The sequence below is a fragment of the Litchfieldia alkalitelluris genome (assembly GCF_002019645.1).
Taxonomy (GTDB): domain Bacteria; phylum Bacillota; class Bacilli; order Bacillales; family Bacillaceae_L; genus Litchfieldia; species Litchfieldia alkalitelluris.
In genome coordinates, this window is the sequence record NZ_KV917374.1 from 2572475 (window position 1) to 2592014 (window position 19540).

Here is a 19540-nt window from a genome sequence, read left to right on the forward strand (position 1 = left end):
ATGTAACTCAATGTGGATTTTATTATGCCTATGATGACTTTTTGATGTTAGATAATAGGTATTATACAATTGAGAATCCACCGATCATTTTAAATAGGGTTCAATTAATGTCTGAATTAGTTATAAATGAAAGGGTAAAAAATTTCGCCTGGGGAAAACTTTTTAAAAGAGATATAATTTTAGATATAACTTTTAAGAAAGGAGTTTTATTTGAAGATGTCTTCTGGGCACATAAGGTGATGGATAGAGTAAATAAATATTTAATAACTAATAGTCCAATGTATTACTATTATCAAAGAAATGATAGTATTGTTTCTACATATAATCTCAGAAGCTTAGATTTAATTAGTGGATTAAAAGAAAGACATCAATTTATTGAGCTTTATTATAATGAATTAAGAAATCCTTCCTTACGTGTCTTATTAAGGGCTTGTATAGATAATTATTATAGACTTTCTAATGTTAAAGAAAATTATGGGAAAAATAAATATAGAAAAGAAATATACAATTATATAAAAAATAATCAGAGTTATTTTAAAGATGCTGTTAAAGGGCATAAAGAAATGAAAATAGAGCTCTTGCTGTTTTTATTTCATCCTGTAATAAATATATTATTTTTATTTGTTAAAAAAATTCTAAGGAAGTTAAAAGTAATTCCACACCCCCCAATGTTAAAGAAAATCAATTTAAAAAATGGTGATAGTAGTGGGCAAATTTACAGATAGTACAATTATAAATAAAATTAATCTAAGCAGAATTGAAAATATTGATAGTAATAAAGAGTTACAAGTGTATGAGGTAGATCCATTGTCACTTGTTAGTTCTAGAAGATTCGATATAATGGCGAAATATATCTATGGTATGTTTAGAGAGAAAGGGTGGAGAAGTGATTGGGGTTATAGAATATATGAAGATCATCTTTGGGTATTCAATAACTATGTAGAGGATGACGGATCAGGTAAATATGGTAAAAAAGCCTATATTAATTCATTTAATTCAACACTAGATTCAGTAAAAAATAGCGGATTTAAAGATGATATTTCAGTCATTCCAATAAATGATGAAAATGTCCCACTTGACGGTGCTCATCGAATTGCTGCTGCACTCTTGCACAATAAAAAAATCAAAGTGGTTAAAGTTAATAATAACAAAGTTAACTACGATTTTAAATTTTTCGCTGAAAGAGGTTTACGCACTAAATGGAGTGATGCAATAACTCTAGAATATTTTAAACTTAAACAGGAAATACAAATGATTGTCCTTTTTGATACTGTTAAAAACAGTAAAGAAATTGATAGATGTATTTATGAAAATAGCAATATAATCAATAGAAAAGAAATTAAATTGGAACTTAAAAATGATTGGTTGAGTCAAGTTATTAATAATTTAGAGTGGTCAAAAAAATGTAAAGAAAATATTAACGTAACAGATGGGAAAGTCGACTTAAGTATTTACGTTCTTGATACAGCTTGCATGAATAACAAAACTATATTTCAAGAAGAATTACAAGGAATTAATGCTACTCAAAAAGCATTTGTAACTAATTCAAAAGATGAAACATTGCAACTTGCTCAATTGTTTTTTTGTGAAAATAGTATAGAGTTCCTAGAAAAAACTCAAGGAATAACCATGGATTTTAATAGAAGATTAGATATTTTTAAAAACCTTTTAATAGAAAAGGACATTAACCTTAACTCTATATGTATTGTTTCGAGATCAGTACTAGAAGCATATGACCTAAAAACAACTGAATTTTTGGAAGTTATTCATACTGATGAAATCAAAAATCTTGATAGTTTTAAAGATATTAATGTTAAAAATTGTAATACTAACTATAGTAAGAATTTTATAGATAACGTTCTATTTAATCCGGAAAATCATTTTTATATAAATGGATTTAAATTTGCTACTTTAAATGTAGTAAATAAATCGTTAAAAAGACAAAAAAAATTAATATCGAGAACAGAGAAACTATTAATAAATAATCTTTCTAAAAAAAGTGTATTTTGTAAAAAATATGAAATTTACAACTTTATAAAATTCTATAAGATACTTAGATTAAAAGTATACTATTTTAAAAAAAGTTTAAGTTGTTATTTATAAATTCTTCTGTCGACTAAAATCTAAAGAGGTATTTGTCATGAAAAAAACTATACTATTTGTTATAGATTCGTTGGAATGTGCTGGCGCTGAAAAAAGTTTAGTTACTTTATTAGGATTATTAGACTATACAAAATATGAGGTTGATTTAATGATGTTCGGTCATGGAGGGGGGTTAGAAGAGTTTGTGCCAAGAGATGTTAATATATTGCCTCCTTTGACTTATACTGAATTTTCAAATTTGAGCATAAAAAAAGCCCTGTTTTTCTCATTAAAGAATTTTGAATTTAGAAAGTTTGCTTCTAGAATTAATTATTCAACTTCTATTAGGATAAATAAATACAAGAATTCAGAAAAAGCTAGGATATATTGGCAAAGTGTCTCATCAGTAATTGAAGAAAATCCTAAGGAGTATGATATTGCTATTAGTTATGCACAAGGAGTTCCTACATTCTATGTGGCAGAAAAAATAAAAGCTAAGAAAAAACTAGCCTGGGTGAATGTTAGTTATAGACTTAATGAAAAGGACAAGAAATTCCAAGAATATTTTTATAATAATATTGATCGGATTGTTGCAGTCTCAGACTCAACTAGGAAAATATTTTTAGAGACTTTCCCAGTATATAACAAAAAAACTACAGTTCTCTATGATATAGTCAACCCAGATTTAATATTTCAAATGGCAGAACAAAATAAAGGATTTAATGACGGATTTAATGGTTTGAAAATTCTTACTATAGGTAGACTTGATTATCAAAAAGGATATGATATTGCTCTTGAAGCATGTAAATTAATGAAGGAAAAAGGGATGAATTTCCGATGGTATGTCCTCGGTAAAGGTAAACTACAAAAAGATATAGAAGATTATATCAAGATAAATAAGTTAGCTAATCACTTTATTCTTTTGGGGACAACTGGAAATCCTTATCCTTACATCAAAAAAGCAGACATTTATGTTCAAACTTCAAAGTTTGAAGGGTTTGGTCTTGCTATTGCTGAAGCTAGAATATTAAATACTCCAGTTGTAACAACAAGGTTTGATGCTGTTTACAATCAAATGATTGATAATAAAAATGGCCTTGTTGTTAATATGGATGGAAAATCAGTGTCAGAAGGTATTATAAAATTAGTAAAAAATAAAAGATTAAGGACATCAATTGTGAAATATTTGCAAATCGAAAAAAAGGGGAACACTGAAGATATCAATAAGTTTTATCAACTGATAGGATGATTTTTAATGCAAAAAGAAACTACGAAAAAAAAAATAATTTTTATGTTGATTAATATGAATATTGGTGGTACAGAAAAGGCTTTACTTAACATGATTTCAGAAATACCGACTGATGAATATGATATTACAATCCTCATGTTAGAAGAATATGGGGGATTTTTAAATTATATCCCCAAAGAAGGTATCAAAGTTCTGTATGTCGAAGGCTATGAGTATATTAAAGACCTGTACAATAACCCACCTAGAAAGGAAGCTTACAAATATTTAACTGAATGTAAAATAATGGAGTCTGTTGGTGTTATCTTTTTTCATTTTATTTCTAAAGTTATAAGGGATAGAAGTTTTTTCTTGAAATACGTATTACGAAATATCCCTATATTAGATAATTATTATGATGCTGCTATTGCATACGCGGGTCCAATGGATTTAATATCTTATTTTGTTTTAAATAAAATTCGGGCTAAGAAGAAGGCACAGTGGATACACTTTGATGTAACAAAAATTGATCTAAATAAAGAATTTATATACAAAATGTATAGGAAATTCAGTAAAGTTTTTGTTGTTTCTAATGAAGGAAAAGATAAATTCCTTAGCGTTCTACCATCCTTCGAAAATAAAGTCGAAGTTATTAGAAATATAGTTTCTCCAAATCAAATTATGAAACAAGCTAAAAGTGGAAAAAGTTTTGACGATGAATTTGATGGAGTAAGAATATTAACTATTGGAAGGTTAACTAGTGAAAAGGGTCAAGACCTGGCTGTAAAAGCATTAAGAAAGCTAATAGATAACGGGTATAATGTGAAATGGTATTGTATAGGAGATGGAAATTCTAAGGGTAAATATGAAAATTTAGTTAAGGATAATAAACTTGAGAACCAGTTTGTTTTTTTGGGGGCAATTCCAAATCCGTATGGTTATTTAGATAAATGCGATATTTACGTACAACCATCCAGACATGAAGGTTACTGTATCTCCATAGCAGAAGCTAAATGTTTAAATAAGCCTATTGTCACAACTGACTCTATCGGAGCAAAAGAGCAAATCAAAAATGGTATAAATGGATTAATTGTTAAGGCTCAAGAAGATGAGATATATAAGGGTTTAGTAAATTTAATAAATGATAAGAAATTATGTAACTATTTTAAAGAAAATCTCTCAAGGGAAAAAATTATCAATTATCCAGAAATAAATAAACTACTATCCTACCTTAATTAACTTGGGAAATATAAGGAGAATAAATACATGCCGAAAATTAGTATTATTGTCCCTGTTTATAATGTCGCAAAATATTTAAACCGATGCATTACTTCTATACTAGAACAAACATTTAGAGATTTTGAAGTAATTCTAGTAAATGACGGATCAATAGATAATAGCAAGACTATTTGTGAAGAGTTTGCACAAAAGGATAGTAGAATAAGGGTTATTAATAAAATAAACGGAGGTCTTTCGGACGCAAGGAATGCAGGGCTAAAAGTTTCTTTAGGGGAATTCATTGCTTTTGTAGATGGAGATGACTTTATTGATCCGAGAATGTATGAATACCTTTATAGATTAATAAAAGAGAATGATGCAGCTATAAGTACATGTAAAATTAAAAGTTATTATGAAGAGGATATAATAGAACAATCTTATATAAATATAGAAAGTTTGTATATTTTTGACAGTAGAACAGCGATCAAATGTTTATATAGCGGAGAGTTAACTGGATTTTCTGCCTGTAACAAACTTTTCAGCAAGAAATTATTCGAGAAACTAGAATTTCCCCAAGGGAGAGTTTACGAGGACGCTGCAATTATGTATCAATTATATGATAAAGCAAATAAAATAGTATCTATTGACCATGCTTTTTATTACTATCTCCGGAGGGAAAATAGTATAACAAGCTCTAAATTCTCAGAAAAAAGATTAGATATTGTTCAAAACTTTATTGAAACATATAGTTTTATGGAAGAAAAATATCCTGAAATCTGTGATCTCCTTGTAGCTCTGTATTTTTCTTCTTTAAGAAATATGATTGTTGATATCATAAATGAAAAAAGTGTAATTAAAAATATTAAATATATTTATATTGTAAGAAATCATATTAAAAATCAAAGTAGATTGATTTTGAAAAGTAACATTATACCATTAAGTAAAAAAGTTTTATCCCAGACTTTATTGTGGTTGCCAATATCAAGTATTTTCATCTATAAAGTACGTGTATCTTTTGAGCAATATTATCATAAAAAATATTAAATTATTGGAGTGTAGAGTATGAGTCAACAAATTCCAAAAATTATCCACTATTGCTGGTTTGGGCCAAAAAAAATGCCGGAAAATGTTTTGAAATGTATGGAAAGTTGGAGTGAATTTTTACCAGATTATAAGATAATCTTATGGAATGAAAAGAATTTTGATGTAAATTGCAACTTGTATGTTACGCAAGCCTATGAGGCACAGAAATACGCATTCGTTACTGACTACGTAAGATTATATGTACTCCTGAACTACGGTGGCATTTATATGGATACTGATGTTGAAGTGTTAAGGAATTTAGATCCATTTTTAGAGCATTCCGCTTTTTCAGGAACTGAAAGTGAAAAGTATGTCCCAACAGGAATAATAGGAGCAAAAAAGAATCATCCGTGGATAAAAAGGCTCTTTAGATATTACGATACAGCCAACTTTAAAAATTCTGATGGTAGTTTGAATCTTCGTACAAATGTTCAAGTTATAACTGAGATAACATTAAAAGAATATGGTTGGATACCAGAAGATAAGACTCAAAAAATTAAAGATGATGTCTACTTGTATTCTAGTGAATTTTTTTGCCCATATAATTGGTTGACAAAAGAATTAAAGTTAACAAACAATTCTTATTGTATTCATCATTTTCATGGTTCTTGGATAACAAGGAAATCTTTTATCTCAAGGTTAAGGTCTTCAATACATAATAGTTTATATACAATTTTGAATCATTTTTTGGGAAGAAAAAGGTATGAGAGTTTCAAGAAACTAATATTAAGAAGGAAATACTCTTAGGTGACCTTTATAATAAAACAATAGCTAAATGTTCATAAGAGAAAAATCATATAAAAATTGTATTTTTCATTGGGGTGTTAAAAAATTGAAAGAAACACTTGTAAAACTTTTAACTTTATTTAATAAACGGGAAAAGCAGAAATTGATATTCTTATTTTTGATGATGATAATTGCAGGATTATTCGAAACGATAGGCATTGGTTTAATAGTACCAATGGTTGGAATTATTACTAGTCCAGAATTAATTGACAGTAACAACGCCTTATCTTTTTTTTACAATTTATTTAATTTTAATTCTAAAGAAGCATTTATTATATTTTCTGTGATCTTTTTATTGCTTATATTTGTCATAAAGAATCTATTTTTACTATTTTTTAACCACACACAATATAAAATCATTTTAAATCAACAAGTAAAACTATCTAGTACACTTTTTGAAAAATATCTGACTAAACCATATGTTTTTCATCTTGAACGTAATACATCAAGTTTACTACGAAACATTAATGAAGAGGTACCTAAAGTTTTTCAAGGTATAATTATGTCAATTTTTCAATTACTTACTGAGAGTCTAGTGATTCTATTTATTTTTGTATTGCTAATTATTAATGCTCCACTAGCTACCATATCCGCTTCATTGTTGTTAGGTGGTAGCGTCTTTCTTTTTTTACAATATATAAAAAATAAAGTAACAAAATTAGGTAAAGAGCAACAAAAGGTAAGCGGGAGTGTAATTAAGTGGGTTAATCAAGGCTTAGGAGCTAGTAAAGAAGTAAAAGTACAAGGTAAAGAAAAGTTTTTTATTAATAAGTATTCTAATCAGGTTCAGATAAAGGCAGTAAATAGTAGAGTTATGAAAATGTATGAGTTAATTCCTAGGCTATTTATTGAGACATTATTGGTAGCCATTGTCCTTATAACAATGTTAATAATAATTTATAACGGATCAAGTACAACACAGGTAATATCGACTATGGCCTTATTTGCCATGTCTGCTTTTAGACTAATGCCTTCTATTAATCGGGTTATGGCCATGATAACAACTGTTAGATACAGTCTTCCGGCACTTACAGTTATTTATGATGATTTATATGATTTTAAACCTTGTTTAAATGAACAACAAAATGTCAACATAATAGATAGTTATCCCGAAATTAATGGATCAAGAATTTTCAAGGAATCAATAACTATGAATGAGGTATCTTTTAGTTATCCTAAACAAAGTGATTATGCTATAAAGGGTTTATCGCTAACTATTCCGATAGGCAAATCTGTAGCATTCATTGGAGAATCTGGTGCTGGTAAATCTACAATAGTTGATATTATTTTAGGTTTATATCAACCCCAACAAGGTTCAGTTCAAGTTGATGGGATAAATTTAAGCGACTTACAAACTTTATGGCAAAAGAAGATTGGTTATATACCTCAATCAATATTCCTTTCAGATGATACTATTAGAGGAAACGTTGCTTTTGGTATAGATGAGAAGCAAATTGATGACAATGCAGTGTGGAGAGCCCTAAATCAAGCACAAATGACTGGATTTGTAAACTCACTCCCAAATAAATTAGAAACAAAAGTAGGCGAAAGGGGAGTGCGATTATCCGGTGGACAACGTCAGCGAATAGGAATTGCTCGTGCTTTATATCATAACCCAGAAATTTTATTTATGGATGAAGCAACGTCAGCTTTAGACAATGAAACAGAAAAAGAAATCATGAGGGCAATTGATGGACTTAAGGGTCAAAAGACACTTATTATAATTGCCCATCGTTTAAGCACTATAGAAAACTGTGATATTGTTTATAAGATAAATAATGGGAGGTTAGTTGAAGTAGAAAACAAGTCATGGGAATTAGTCAATAGATCAAAAAATTTAGCTAATAATTAGATGTTTATAGAATTTATGGCAAATTAGTAAATGCCAGATGTGAATTATGTTATTTTTCTAAAAAAGGTAAAAAAAGGATTGTGGTTACTAATGGTAATATCAAAAGTTAGCGTAATTGTACCAATCTTTAATGCAAGGAATAAGTTACCTAGATGCATTTCGTCAATCCTTAAACAGACGTTTAAGGATTTTGAACTTATACTGGTAAATGATGGATCTACTGATAAAAGCTTGGAGATTTGCAAATACTTTCAAAATAAAGACAATAGAATTATAATAATAAATAAAGTAAATGAAGGTAGTGTCGCAACAAGGAGAAAAGGTGTAGAAGCAGCTAGCTCTGAATATATAATGTTTGTAGATGCTGATGACTGGATTCACAAATCCGCTATAGAAGTTCTTTATAATGAACTGATTAGTGAATCCTTAGATATTGTCGTATCAAATACATATTCAGTTTTAGGAAATGGATTTTTGTATAAGAAAACTAATGATAGTAAGTACTTTAAATTGGATAAAATATATACAAAAGATGAAATCAGGAACGAATTAGTTGTTGCTTATTTTCATGGGCACCCTTTCCCGGCATTTATGCACGGGAAATTGTATAAAAGAAGCTTACTCCTAGACTGTGGAAGTTTCTTAGAAAGGATTAGTTTTCTAGGGGATGATCTTTTTTATAATATGGAAATGCTATTAAAATCTAATAAAGTAAAGGTAATTAATAAACCATTATATTATTATAGGATAGGTGGATTGACAAGTAAGTTTATGCCTAATCTTTTTAAGGATGTAATTAACGGATTTCAGATACAAAAAGAAATAATAAATCAATATTATCTTCATTCATTTGAGAAACAAATGAATGGAATAAATATAATGCTTTTAAATACATTTAGAACCTGTGTTTATAATTTGTTCATTGGTAGTTTAAATAAGGAAGAGATTTGTCAGCAAATAGGAACTTATTTGAGAAATGAACTAATTATTGATAGTCAGAAAAATGAAGGGGTTAAAAAATATTTTTCAGATGAGTATTTAACCGCATTAAAGGAGAAAGACATTATATATTTCTACAAACTTGGAGAGGATATTTATAGGATGAAAAAGTATAAAAGTGCTTTAATTAACGGTGTATCAAAGATGCCTTTTTTTTAATAGGCAAATAATAATTTTCCTAATATGTAGTCAAAAATCTGGTTTTATATAAACTATCTAAATATTTGTTTTTGTCCATAATAATATGATCCCGAGACAAAAACCTTTTTATAAAAAATTCGATTTAGACTTGGCATTCATCATAGATCTAGCTATCTAGTGTAAACAGGAAATACAGCCTGATTTAGGTTATTTCATAAGTTCCCCTAGATAGACTCTAATTCGAATCCTTAAAGTGAAAAATTCCCTCGTTTTTGAATCTATATTGCTAGAGAACACTATTTCTTAAATGGTCGGAATTCATAGTTCTTTAGAAGATGTACTAATATTAGCCCGGATGTCATTTCCTAATTCCTCCAATATTTTAATTGAGATACGGGAGAGCACAAGGGATAGATCATTTTATTTTCAGTAACAATAATCAAGAAGTATTATAATTTTTCGATAGGGAAGCCTATCTAGTCTATAGTCATCAAACGGATGGTTTAGTGCAATTACATATACATTATTTTAAAAAATATAACTTGACCATTTATATCTTTATTGGGATTTTAGATTGACAAACTAATGGGATAATGATAAATTTACTTTATTCTAGTTGTTCTTAATAACGAAAATAGTTCTTCCAGGAGGTCTTTATGAGTGCAATCACTGGTATTTTAAATTTAAACAATAATCCCATATCTCCTGTGTATATAAACAATTTAATGGAACCCTTAGAAAAGTTCCCAGCAGATGATATGAGAGTCCTGATTAGAGATAACGTTGCTCTTGGCTGTTTGTCACAATGGATAACTCCTGAATCTGTTAACGAAATACTCCCATATTATAATAGCGAAAGTCAGTTAGCTATAACAGCCGATGCGATTTTAGATAATCGTGAGGATTTGTTTGAGAAACTACAAATAGATAATAAGAGTAGGTGTTTCATAACAGATAGTGAACTAATAATGCTTACCTACCAAAAATTTGGTGAAGAAGTTCCAAAGTATTTAATTGGTGAATTTACATTTATGATTTGGGATGAAAAAGAAAAAAAACTATTTGGTGCTAGAGATTTCTCTGGTAGTAGAACTCTTTATTTTAATAGAAGTGAATCACATTTTTCCTTTTGTACCATTATTGAACCATTATTCAAACTCCCTTTTGTAAAAAAGCAGTTAAATGAAGAATGGTTTGCAGAATATCTAACTATTCCTGGTATGAATGAGGCAGTAAATACATCTATCACACCTTTTAAAGAGGTTGAACAATTACCTCCCGCACATTGTATCAGGGTGCAAGGAGAAAATGTTCGGATTTCAAGATATTGTACAATTGAAACTAATTATACTCTTAAATTACAGACCAATGAAGAATATGAGGAGTCTTTTCGGGATGTGTTTCAGACAGCTGTAAATTCTAGGCTTAGAACTAAACGAGAAGTGGGAGCGCATTTGAGTGGAGGGCTTGACTCAGGAACGGTAGCTAGTTTTGCAGCAAAGTCTTTATTGAGAGAGAAAAAGGCTTTACATACATTTAGTTATATACCATCGAATGATTTTAAAGATTGGACACCATTAAATAAGGTAGCTAATGAAAAACCATTTATTAAATCAACAGTAGATTTTGTAGGGAACATCAAGGATTACTACTCTGACTTTAAAGATGTAAATCCACTTAAAGAGGTTGATGACTGGCTTGAAATTATGGAAATGCCCTATAAATTTTTTGGTAATTCTGTTTGGATAAAAGGTATCTTTGAATTAGCAAGTGAAAAAAATGTTGGAATCCTTTTAAATGGTGGCAGAGGTAACCTAAGTGTCTCATGGGGTCCTGCTATGAATTATTATGCACTCCTCCTAAAAAGGATGAAATTCATAAAACTTTATAGGGAGTTGAATAAATATAGTAAGCGAGTTGGGGGAAATAGGTTACGGCGCATTCCTATTCTAAGTCGAATAGCGTTTCCACAGATAAGTAATGTTATTGGAGATAATGAAATCCATCATTTCCCATCTATTATTAATCCTGAATTAGCTTCGAGAACAAGAGTGTATGAAAAACTTAATGATTGTGGAGTTAATATATCTGAGCCTACTTATGGTGAAGATGTCTTTGAGATTAGAAAGAGGCACTTCAAAGAATTATATACATGGAATGCGACTGGAACATTGGGGACAAAACTTTCTCTGCGTTATAAGATATGGAAGCGTGATCCCACAAATGATATTAGAGTTATTAGGCATTGTTTGTCTTTACCAGAAGATCAATATGTTCAAAACGGTCTCGATAGATCTCTAATACGTAGATCCACAAAGGGGTATCTACCAGATGATGTAAGGCTGAATCATATTCGGGGTGCTCAGGGAGTAGATACAATACATAGAATGCTTCCTTATTGGGATTCTTTTATTAATGAACTTGATGAGATTTCTAAAGACTCTATAATGTCAGACATATTAAATAAGGTAGTTATTAAAAAAATAATTAAAAAAGTAAGATTCGACCCGAAACCAGAGTTGTCTCTAGATCCTGATTTTTGGGTGTTAATGCGTTCCTTAGTAATCTACCGTTATATAAAAATACATTATTGAAGGGAGGTGAAATTATGAAGAAAGAATGGAAAAGTCCTGTATTAGATGTGCTTAATATTAATTCAACGATGGCTAGTAGTTCATGGGGAGCTTATGATGAAGGTTTCAATGAAAATTTAGAGCATGATCAACAAACTGGCCCTCATCATTCCTAAAAATATTGCTTAAAATAATGCCCTTATACAGAAACACAATTGTATAAGGGCATTAATTGTTAAATTATTAACAAGGGACAAGATTTCAAATACTTTAACAGACCATACAATTTCTTCGTCGACCTAATTTATCTTTTAATATTATAAAGTGATGACTCTAATGCTATACCCCACTTTCTCCTTCTTCAATCTAAAATTAATCCATAATCTCAGGGTGGAAAACATTGACACAATGAATAAAAATTGTTATTTTAGGTATAAGGTTGTTCTTTTTAAAGAACATATGTTCAAATTATTCATTTTAACATTCGATATTCATTGATTTTAAGTTCTTTTTAAAGAAAAGCACATATTTTGTTATGATTGGGGGCAAAGCATGAGTGCGATTACAGGAATTGTAAACTTCTGCAGACAACCTGTAGACCCTAATGACAGTAATGGAATTATGAAGTATCTAGAAAAATACCCATCAGATGATGTGAAAATCTGGAAAGGGAAAGGTGTTTTTCTGGGGTGTCATTCACAATGGATAACACCTGAGTCTATAGGTGAAGTTTTACCATATTATTGTTATGAAAGTAAATTAACAATCACCTCAGATTCAATAATTGATAATAGAATAGATCTTTTTGATAAATTACAAATTGATAGTGAGTATAGAAAATTCATATCAGATAGCCAATTGATTTTATTAGCATATGAGAAATGGAAAGAGGATGCACCCCAACATTTAATTGGAGATTTTGCTTTTATGATTTGGGATGAGAAAAAAAACAAACTTTTTGGAGCTAGGGACTTTTCTGGTGCGAGAACCCTTTATTACTATAATTCTAATGATAAATTTGTGTTTTCAACTGCCTTAGGTCCATTTTTCACCCTACCCTATATTAAGAAGCAGCTAAATGATCAATGGATAGCAGAATTTTTGGCTGTTCCAGGAATGGCTGATGCCTTAGATCCTCGAATAACAGTTTACAAAAATATTTATCAAATCCCACCATCACATTCAATTTCAGTTAAAGATGGTGAAGTAAAGTTAACTAGATATTGTAATATACAAAATATAGAAAAATTAAAATTAAAATCAGATGAAGAATATGAAGAAGCTTTTAGGGATGTTTTTAAAACAGCAGTAAAATCAAGAATCCGAACCTTTGGAAAGGTTGGGGTGCGTTTAAGTGGTGGGCTTGATTCTGGTACAGTTGCTAGTTTTGCAGCAGATGAGTTGAGAAGAGAAAGCAAGAGATTATACTCATATAGTTATGTTCCAGAATGTGAATTTGTTGACTGGACTCCTAAAAATCTTTTACCAGATGAGAGACCCTATATTGCAAACACTGTAAATCATATTGGAAATATAACAGCAAATCACTTGGACTTTAAAGGAGAAAATCCTTTTAGTAAGATTGACAGCATTCTAGATTTGATGGAATCACCATATAAGTTTTTTGAAAATTCGTTTTGGTTAAATGGTATTTCTGAAAAGTCAAGTAAAGATGGCATAAAAATACTATTAAATGGTGCACGAGGAAATCATTCCATTTCTTTTGGTTCACCAGCTTTGAACATAGATTACTATGCCAATATGCTTAAAACATTCCGTTGGTATAAACTTAATCAAGAATTGGAATCTTTTTGTGAAAATTTTAGAACAGGTAAGAGCGTTATTTTACCTATTTTATATAAAGAATTAAGACAAAGTATATTTAGTAGAACTCATGGAATTTTTAAGACATCTGGGAATTCCTTCTACTCTTTATTAAATCCAAAACTTGCAAATGAAACTAATATAAAAGAGAAATTACGTGAGCATGGGATTAATAATCATTCTATGAGTGAAATTGAACTAAGAGATAATCACTTTAAAGGACTTCATTCTTGGAATACAACTGGAACAGCAAATACAAAGTTATCTTTGAAATATTCACTAATGGAACGTGATCCAACAAATGATATACGCGTAATTCGCTTTTGTTTATCAGTTCCCCATGAACAATATATAAAAGGGGGCCTAGATCGATCATTAATACGAAGAGCAACTAAGAGCATTCTACCTGATACAGTAAGATTAAATAATCAAACACGTGGGATACAAATAGCTGAAGTAATTAATAGAATGGAGAGCACGTGGCCACATTTTGTCAATGAGTTAAAATCATTAATAGAGGACCCTATGGTTGAACATCTTTTTAATTTAGACGTTATAAAAAATGCAACAAAAAAGATATCAAGTACTCCTAAACCTTTTACTATTTTCGACTCGAATTTTCGAATGTTAACTCGAAGTTTGGTTGTTTATAGATTTATTAAAAACCAACTATGAAGCAAAGGAGGTGATAGTATGAATAAAAATCAATGGAAAAAACCTGTTTTAGAAGTTTTAGACATTAATTTGACTATGGGAGGGAACGGGACCGGTTATGCAGATTGCTGGGACACTACTGATGTAAGAGGTTATGATAAAGGAAAAGGTCATGATGACGATGGTGAAATGAACCCAGGAATTTATAAGCAAGGACAATGTGCGAGTTAGCAGGAGATCGACCCTTACTAAATTTTAACAGTTAATAAGGGTCGTTACTTATGAAACAATGAATTTTGCTTAACTGGGGGATAAAAGATGGAAACTGTGACTAAGTATAGCTATAGAGCTTTCGGACTTAATATTGTAAGTGATATTCAAATTGAGGAACTTCAAAAAACAACCATACCAGATAGTGAAAGTAACATTTTTATTGAATTGGGTGATCTATCAATGGTTTGGGAAGAAAGCATAAAAACAACTGAATATTTCGTGATAAAAGAGGATTATATTTTTGTTCATATTCCAAAAGTAGCAATTTTTAAAATACAAAAGGGTAATAACATAATAGTATCGCCTATTTCTCCTATTAAGATGGATGCAATTAGGTTGTATTTACTAGGAACTTGTATGGGATCTATTTTAATACAGCGTGGGATACTTCCCTTACACGGAAGTGCAATAGAAGTTAATGGTAAAGCTTATGCGATAGTTGGCGATTCTGGAGCAGGAAAATCTACTTTAGCGTCTGCGTTTTTAAGAAGAGGTTTTAGACTTATTAGTGATGATGTTATCCCGGTGTCACTTTCTAAAGATAATATACCAATGGTAACACCAGCATACCCTCAGCAGAAGCTTTGGCAAGAAAGTCTCACAGAATTTGGAATCGAATCAACCAATCTCCGTCCAATTATCGATAGAGAAACAAAATTTGCAATCCCTGTGCCTAATCAATTTGTTAATCAACAACTACCTTTAGCTGGTATTTTTGAGTTAGTTAAAACTAATAATGAGGAAATTGTTATAAAAGAAGTAAAAAACCTAGAACGTCTACAAAAATTGTTTTACCATACATACCGAAATTTCTTGATTGAACATGCTGGACTATTAGAATGGCATTTTTCATTTATTACCAGATTATTAAATGATATAAAAATTTATCAAATTAAAAGGCCAGTAAGTTATTTTACTGCTCACAACATAACTACATTAATTTTACAAACTATCGAACAGGAGGTTGAGGTTTCTTATGATATCTAATGAAACAATAAAAGTAATTGATACTGTAATTCAAGGGAATGGAAATATTGTTAGTGATATGGGGGAAGAAAAAGTAATGCTTAGCGTTTCAAAGGGGAAGTATTATAATTTGGGGGAAATTGGTGGTTATATTTGGGATTTGATTGCTAAGCCTCTTGAAGTCAATAAAATTATTGAGGAACTAACATCTTTATATGAGGTTGAAAGTGACGTCTGCGAGGAACAGGTAATTTCTTTTTTAGAACATTTACTTAGAGAAGAACTAATCGTGATTAAATAATTATTTAATAGAGGTGGCAATTCTATGTTAATACTTAGAAAAATTAAAAGTTTCCTATCAATCGAACCCGCCTCAAAACTAATGCTAGCTGAAGCTTATCTATTTTTAGGGTTAGGACGATTTTTGAAACTTCTACCATTTTCAAAAGTTGCACTATCATTGGGCGAACATATGGAAGAAACTACTTACAATGGGGATGGAAATCAGAGGGAACTTCATAAAATCTCTAGTGCAATACATCTGATGAGCAGATACACCTTCTGGGAAAGTGAATGCCTTGTTAAAGCGATAGCAGGTATGAAAATGCTGGAAAGAAGAAATATTGAATGTACTATGTATCTAGGGACTGCAAGAGATGGAGACGGAAAAATGATTGCACATGCATGGTTACGAAGTGGCCCATTCTATATTTCTGGCTCTGAGGGGATGGAACGATTTACAGTAGTTGGTATCTTTGCAAAAAAGATGAATAACCGAATGATAAAGGGTGAGAGTATTGGTTAGGGATAAAGTCATTGATTGTACAACACTACCAAAGGAACTTATTACCATGCTTGAGTTAATAAGGGAAGAGAACTTCAAAAATAAGATTGATCGAATAATCTGGCATGAGTTTCTTGAACTAGCTCTTCATCATCGACTTTATCCAATCTTATTTTCTAAATTGAAAGAAACTGATAAAGACATTGTACCAGATTCAGTCATTCAATCTTTTATACAATATTTTAGAAGAAACACTTTTTCTATGTTGCAGCTATGCGGCGAGATGGAAACTGTAGCAAAGCTTTTAACTGAAGAAGAGATATGTCCTCTGTTTTTAAAAGGTCCAGTACTAGCTACTGATTTGTATGGTGATATTTCCTTAAGAACATGTGGGGATTTAGACATCTTAATTCCGTTCGATAAGCTTACACAGACAGAAGCCATTCTCTTAAACCAAGGGTATGAAAAGGATGAGTATATACAAACTGTACTTGATGATTGGAAATGGAGACACCATCACTTTACATACTTTCATCCTAAGAAAGGTATTAAATTAGAGATTCATTGGCGCCTGAATCCTGCACCCGGAAAAGAACCAACCTTTGTGGAGCTATGGCATAGAAAGCGCCAAAGCACCATTACTAGTTATCCTATCTACTTTTTAGGAAAAGAGGACCTATTTTTCTTTTTGTCCACACATGGAGCACGTCATGGATGGTCTAGATTAAGATGGTTAATGGATATCCACCAACTTACAAAAAAAGAGTTAGATTGGGATTTTATCTATCATCAATTAAGAAAGTATCAGTGTGTTCATATCGGTGGTCAAGCTTTAATCTTAAGTTCAGATCTGTTTAAAACAGATTTGGTAGAAAAGATGGAACCACTATTAAAGGGAAATGCAAAGAAACTTGCTCAAGCTGCTATATTTTACATAGAACAGAAAGTGAATTTACATACAGATCCAGTTCCGAGAGATATTGCCCACTATCATTCACGGCATTTGTATTCATTAATGTCGTTTCGACAAAAATGCTGGTATTGGTTAAGCGTGTGCCATCCTTATTACACAGATGTTGAAACATTACCATTACCGAAAAAGCTTCATTTTTTGTATTATCCGTTACGCCCATTTCTCTGGATGTGGAGGAGAAGTAAAGGTCATGCACTACCATAGGAGGATTACCAATGAATCATGTTTTGTATTTTTTTAAACAGTTACAGACTTATGCCGGGAAGAAGTTATATGGTAATCTCGTGGGAATGTTGATTATTAGTTTATTAGATGGTATTGGGATTTTAATGTTAATTCCTCTTATAAGTGTAAGTGGTATCATTAACATAAATACAGAAGCTTTACCAGTTTCATTTGTCTTTGAATTCTTAAATAAAATCCCAACAGCTTTAAGCTTATCCATCATTTTAGGCGTTTTTTTAGTCGTTAATATACTTCAGAATCTTGTTCAACGATTCTTAACGATACAAAATGCTGACATTCAACATGGCTTCTTTAGAGAGTTAAGACTTGAAACATATCAGCTTTTATTACAGTCAAATTGGAATTTCTTTTTAAAGAAACGAAAAACAGATCTAATTAATTCTTTGACTGCTGAGCTAGCACAAGCAAGTGCGGGAACAAATACTTTTTTACAATTGGTTACTGGGGTGATCTTTACAATCATTCAGGTTAGCATTGCTTTCTTTTTATCACCTCAAATTACGATATTTGTGTTGATTAGTGGTCTTATACTTTCATTATTTTCAAGAAAATTTATAAAAAAATCTCAGGCATTAGGTAGTCGAAATTGGGAGTTCGGAAAAGAGTTCTTAGCTGGTATTACAGATACTTTCAATGGCATTAAGGAAGTGAAAAGTAACAATCTTGAAGAGTCCCGAATGAAGTGGTATGGGAAATTGACTCAGAGAATGTATGATGAACAAATGGAATATACAAAATTAAAATCTGCGTCTCAATTTTATTATAAAGTTGCACAAACAGTATTAATTGCCTTATTTGTGTTCTTTGCGATTCAGTTCTTTCATGCTCAAGCGGCTCAATTAACATTTATTACGATTATCTTTTCAAGGCTATGGCCAAGAATAACTGGGATTCAATCAAGTCTTGAACAGATTGCCACATTTGCTACGCCATTACGCTCGGTTATAAATCTTCAGCAAGAATGTAAAGCTGCAAGAGAAATAACATCTGATATGATAAAAAATGTTCAACCCGTTCGTATTAAAGAGGAGATGGAGCTTACTCGTGTACACTTTCGTTATAACGAAAGTCAATCAACCTATGCTTTAAATAACATCAATCTAACTATCCCATCAAACCAGATGACTGCAATCGTAGGCCCATCTGGAGCGGGAAAGAGTACCTTAATCGATTTACTAATGGGACTTAATCGACCTGAAAAAGGGGATGTATTAATCGATGGTGTTCCATTATCAAGTGACAATCTACTTTCATTAAGAAGGTCAATTAGTTATGTCCCACAAGATCCATTTCTATTTAATACTAGTATAAGAGAAAACCTTCTGATTATCTCACCGGAATCAACGGAAAGAGACCTTTGGGAGGCGTTAGATTTTTCGTCAGCTGCTGAGTTTGTTAAAAAACTTCCACAAGGTTTAGATACGATTATTGGAGACCGGGGAATTCGTTTATCAGGGGGAGAGCGTCAACGTCTTGTTCTTGCCCGGGCAATATTACGTAAGCCATCAATCTTGGTTCTTGATGAAGCAACAAGTGCTTTGGATTCAGAGAACGAAGCCAAAATTCAAGAAGCGCTAGATCGGTTAAAAGGAAAGTTAACAATAATTGTGATTGCCCATCGTTTATCAACAATCCGGAATGCTGATCAGGTTATAGTTCTTGATCAAGGAAAAATTGTTCAAAAAGGCGGTTTTATTCAGCTTGCAAAAGAAAAGAAAAGCATGTTTAGTAATCTGTTAAGTAAGCAAATGGGAGTAAATGTAATGGACACTCATGGTTAATCTGAGTGTCCATTCTCGCTTTGGATAAGTATTAATTTATGATAATTAACTTTTTGATAGTAATGTTGTTTTAATGTTTT

Annotated in this window: 16 protein-coding genes and 1 pseudogene; all 17 read left to right on the top strand. The window is 30.9% G+C overall.

The annotated features are described in order from the left end of the window. The first annotated feature begins 107 nt into the window (after positions 1-107). Complete coding sequence (locus tag BK579_RS26385) at positions 108-725, top strand: hypothetical protein (protein ID WP_235848411.1); 618 nt, start codon at positions 108-110, stop codon at positions 723-725. After that, positions 706-2103, top strand: a complete 1398-nt coding sequence (locus tag BK579_RS11770; protein WP_078545759.1) for a hypothetical protein — start codon at positions 706-708, stop codon at positions 2101-2103. The genes BK579_RS26385 and BK579_RS11770 overlap by 20 nt, the downstream gene beginning before the upstream one ends. 37 nt (positions 2104-2140) lie before the next feature. Further along, a complete protein-coding gene (locus tag BK579_RS11775) occupies positions 2141-3331 on the top strand; it encodes a glycosyltransferase (protein ID WP_078545762.1) in 1191 nt (396 codons plus the stop codon). A 6-nt stretch (positions 3332-3337) separates the two neighbouring features. After that, the gene (locus BK579_RS11780; protein ID WP_235848412.1) at positions 3338-4546 is read left to right on the top strand and encodes a glycosyltransferase; all 1209 of its coding nucleotides are present in this window, start codon (positions 3338-3340) and stop codon (positions 4544-4546) included. A 27-nt stretch (positions 4547-4573) separates the two neighbouring features. Beyond that, positions 4574-5569, top strand: coding sequence for a glycosyltransferase family 2 protein (locus BK579_RS11785; protein ID WP_078545763.1), 996 nt, complete (start codon positions 4574-4576; stop codon positions 5567-5569). Positions 5570-5587: 18 nt separating this feature from the next. Continuing rightward, entirely contained in the window at positions 5588-6355 is a 768-nt protein-coding gene (locus tag BK579_RS11790) for a glycosyltransferase family 32 protein (RefSeq protein ID WP_078545765.1), read from the top strand. 85 nt (positions 6356-6440) lie between these two features. Then, positions 6441-8246 (top strand): ABC transporter ATP-binding protein, encoded by a 1806-nt coding sequence (locus BK579_RS11795; RefSeq protein WP_078550543.1) that lies wholly within the window; start codon positions 6441-6443, stop codon positions 8244-8246. Positions 8247-8276: 30 nt separating this feature from the next. Continuing rightward, complete coding sequence (locus tag BK579_RS11800; protein ID WP_235848413.1) at positions 8277-9404, top strand: glycosyltransferase family 2 protein; 1128 nt, start codon at positions 8277-8279, stop codon at positions 9402-9404. Between the two features lie 638 nt (positions 9405-10042). Continuing rightward, positions 10043-11980 carry an asparagine synthetase B family protein gene (locus tag BK579_RS11805; protein WP_078545767.1) on the top strand — a complete coding sequence of 646 codons (1938 nt, stop codon included), beginning with the start codon at positions 10043-10045 and terminating at the stop codon, positions 11978-11980. 14 nt (positions 11981-11994) lie between these two features. Beyond that, entirely contained in the window at positions 11995-12135 is a 141-nt protein-coding gene (locus BK579_RS25275; RefSeq protein ID WP_139365096.1) for a paeninodin family lasso peptide, read from the top strand. A 376-nt stretch (positions 12136-12511) separates the two neighbouring features. Then, on the top strand, positions 12512-14458 hold the full coding sequence (locus BK579_RS11810) for an asparagine synthase-related protein (RefSeq protein ID WP_078545769.1): 1947 nt from the start codon (positions 12512-12514) through the stop codon (positions 14456-14458). 18 nt (positions 14459-14476) lie between these two features. Continuing rightward, positions 14477-14563, top strand: a pseudogene (locus BK579_RS27050) (paeninodin family lasso peptide); the annotation flags it as partial. 192 nt (positions 14564-14755) lie between these two features. Then, positions 14756-15697, top strand: coding sequence for an HPr kinase/phosphorylase (locus BK579_RS11820; RefSeq protein ID WP_078545773.1), 942 nt, complete (start codon positions 14756-14758; stop codon positions 15695-15697). Next, on the top strand, positions 15687-15977 hold the full coding sequence (locus BK579_RS11825) for a lasso peptide biosynthesis PqqD family chaperone (RefSeq protein WP_078545775.1): 291 nt from the start codon (positions 15687-15689) through the stop codon (positions 15975-15977). The genes BK579_RS11820 and BK579_RS11825 overlap by 11 nt, the downstream gene beginning before the upstream one ends. Positions 15978-16001: 24 nt before the next feature. Further along, a complete protein-coding gene (locus BK579_RS11830; RefSeq protein WP_078545777.1) occupies positions 16002-16481 on the top strand; it encodes a lasso peptide biosynthesis B2 protein in 480 nt (159 codons plus the stop codon). A 46-nt stretch (positions 16482-16527) separates the two neighbouring features. After that, positions 16528-17637: a nucleotidyltransferase domain-containing protein gene (locus tag BK579_RS11835; RefSeq protein WP_078550546.1), complete on the top strand. Its 1110-nt coding sequence runs from the start codon at positions 16528-16530 to the stop codon at positions 17635-17637. A gap of 11 nt (positions 17638-17648) precedes the next feature. Then, positions 17649-19460, top strand: coding sequence for an ABC transporter ATP-binding protein (locus tag BK579_RS11840; protein WP_078545779.1), 1812 nt, complete (start codon positions 17649-17651; stop codon positions 19458-19460). Positions 19461-19540 lie beyond the last annotated feature (80 nt).

Coding starts and splice junctions, on each gene's coding strand:
- BK579_RS26385 (WP_235848411.1), top strand. CDS start 108: ATGTCTGAATTAGTTATAAATGAAAGGGTAAAAAATTTCGCCTGGGGA.
- BK579_RS11775 (WP_078545762.1), top strand. CDS start 2,141: ATGAAAAAAACTATACTATTTGTTATAGATTCGTTGGAATGTGCTGGC.
- BK579_RS11780 (WP_235848412.1), top strand. CDS start 3,338: ATGCAAAAAGAAACTACGAAAAAAAAAATAATTTTTATGTTGATTAAT.
- BK579_RS11785 (WP_078545763.1), top strand. CDS start 4,574: ATGCCGAAAATTAGTATTATTGTCCCTGTTTATAATGTCGCAAAATAT.
- BK579_RS11790 (WP_078545765.1), top strand. CDS start 5,588: ATGAGTCAACAAATTCCAAAAATTATCCACTATTGCTGGTTTGGGCCA.
- BK579_RS11800 (WP_235848413.1), top strand. CDS start 8,277: ATGCCAGATGTGAATTATGTTATTTTTCTAAAAAAGGTAAAAAAAGGA.
- BK579_RS11805 (WP_078545767.1), top strand. CDS start 10,043: ATGAGTGCAATCACTGGTATTTTAAATTTAAACAATAATCCCATATCT.
- BK579_RS25275 (WP_139365096.1), top strand. CDS start 11,995: ATGAAGAAAGAATGGAAAAGTCCTGTATTAGATGTGCTTAATATTAAT.
- BK579_RS11810 (WP_078545769.1), top strand. CDS start 12,512: ATGAGTGCGATTACAGGAATTGTAAACTTCTGCAGACAACCTGTAGAC.
- BK579_RS11820 (WP_078545773.1), top strand. CDS start 14,756: ATGGAAACTGTGACTAAGTATAGCTATAGAGCTTTCGGACTTAATATT.
- BK579_RS11825 (WP_078545775.1), top strand. CDS start 15,687: ATGATATCTAATGAAACAATAAAAGTAATTGATACTGTAATTCAAGGG.
- BK579_RS11830 (WP_078545777.1), top strand. CDS start 16,002: ATGTTAATACTTAGAAAAATTAAAAGTTTCCTATCAATCGAACCCGCC.
- BK579_RS11835 (WP_078550546.1), top strand. CDS start 16,528: ATGCTTGAGTTAATAAGGGAAGAGAACTTCAAAAATAAGATTGATCGA.
- BK579_RS11840 (WP_078545779.1), top strand. CDS start 17,649: ATGAATCATGTTTTGTATTTTTTTAAACAGTTACAGACTTATGCCGGG.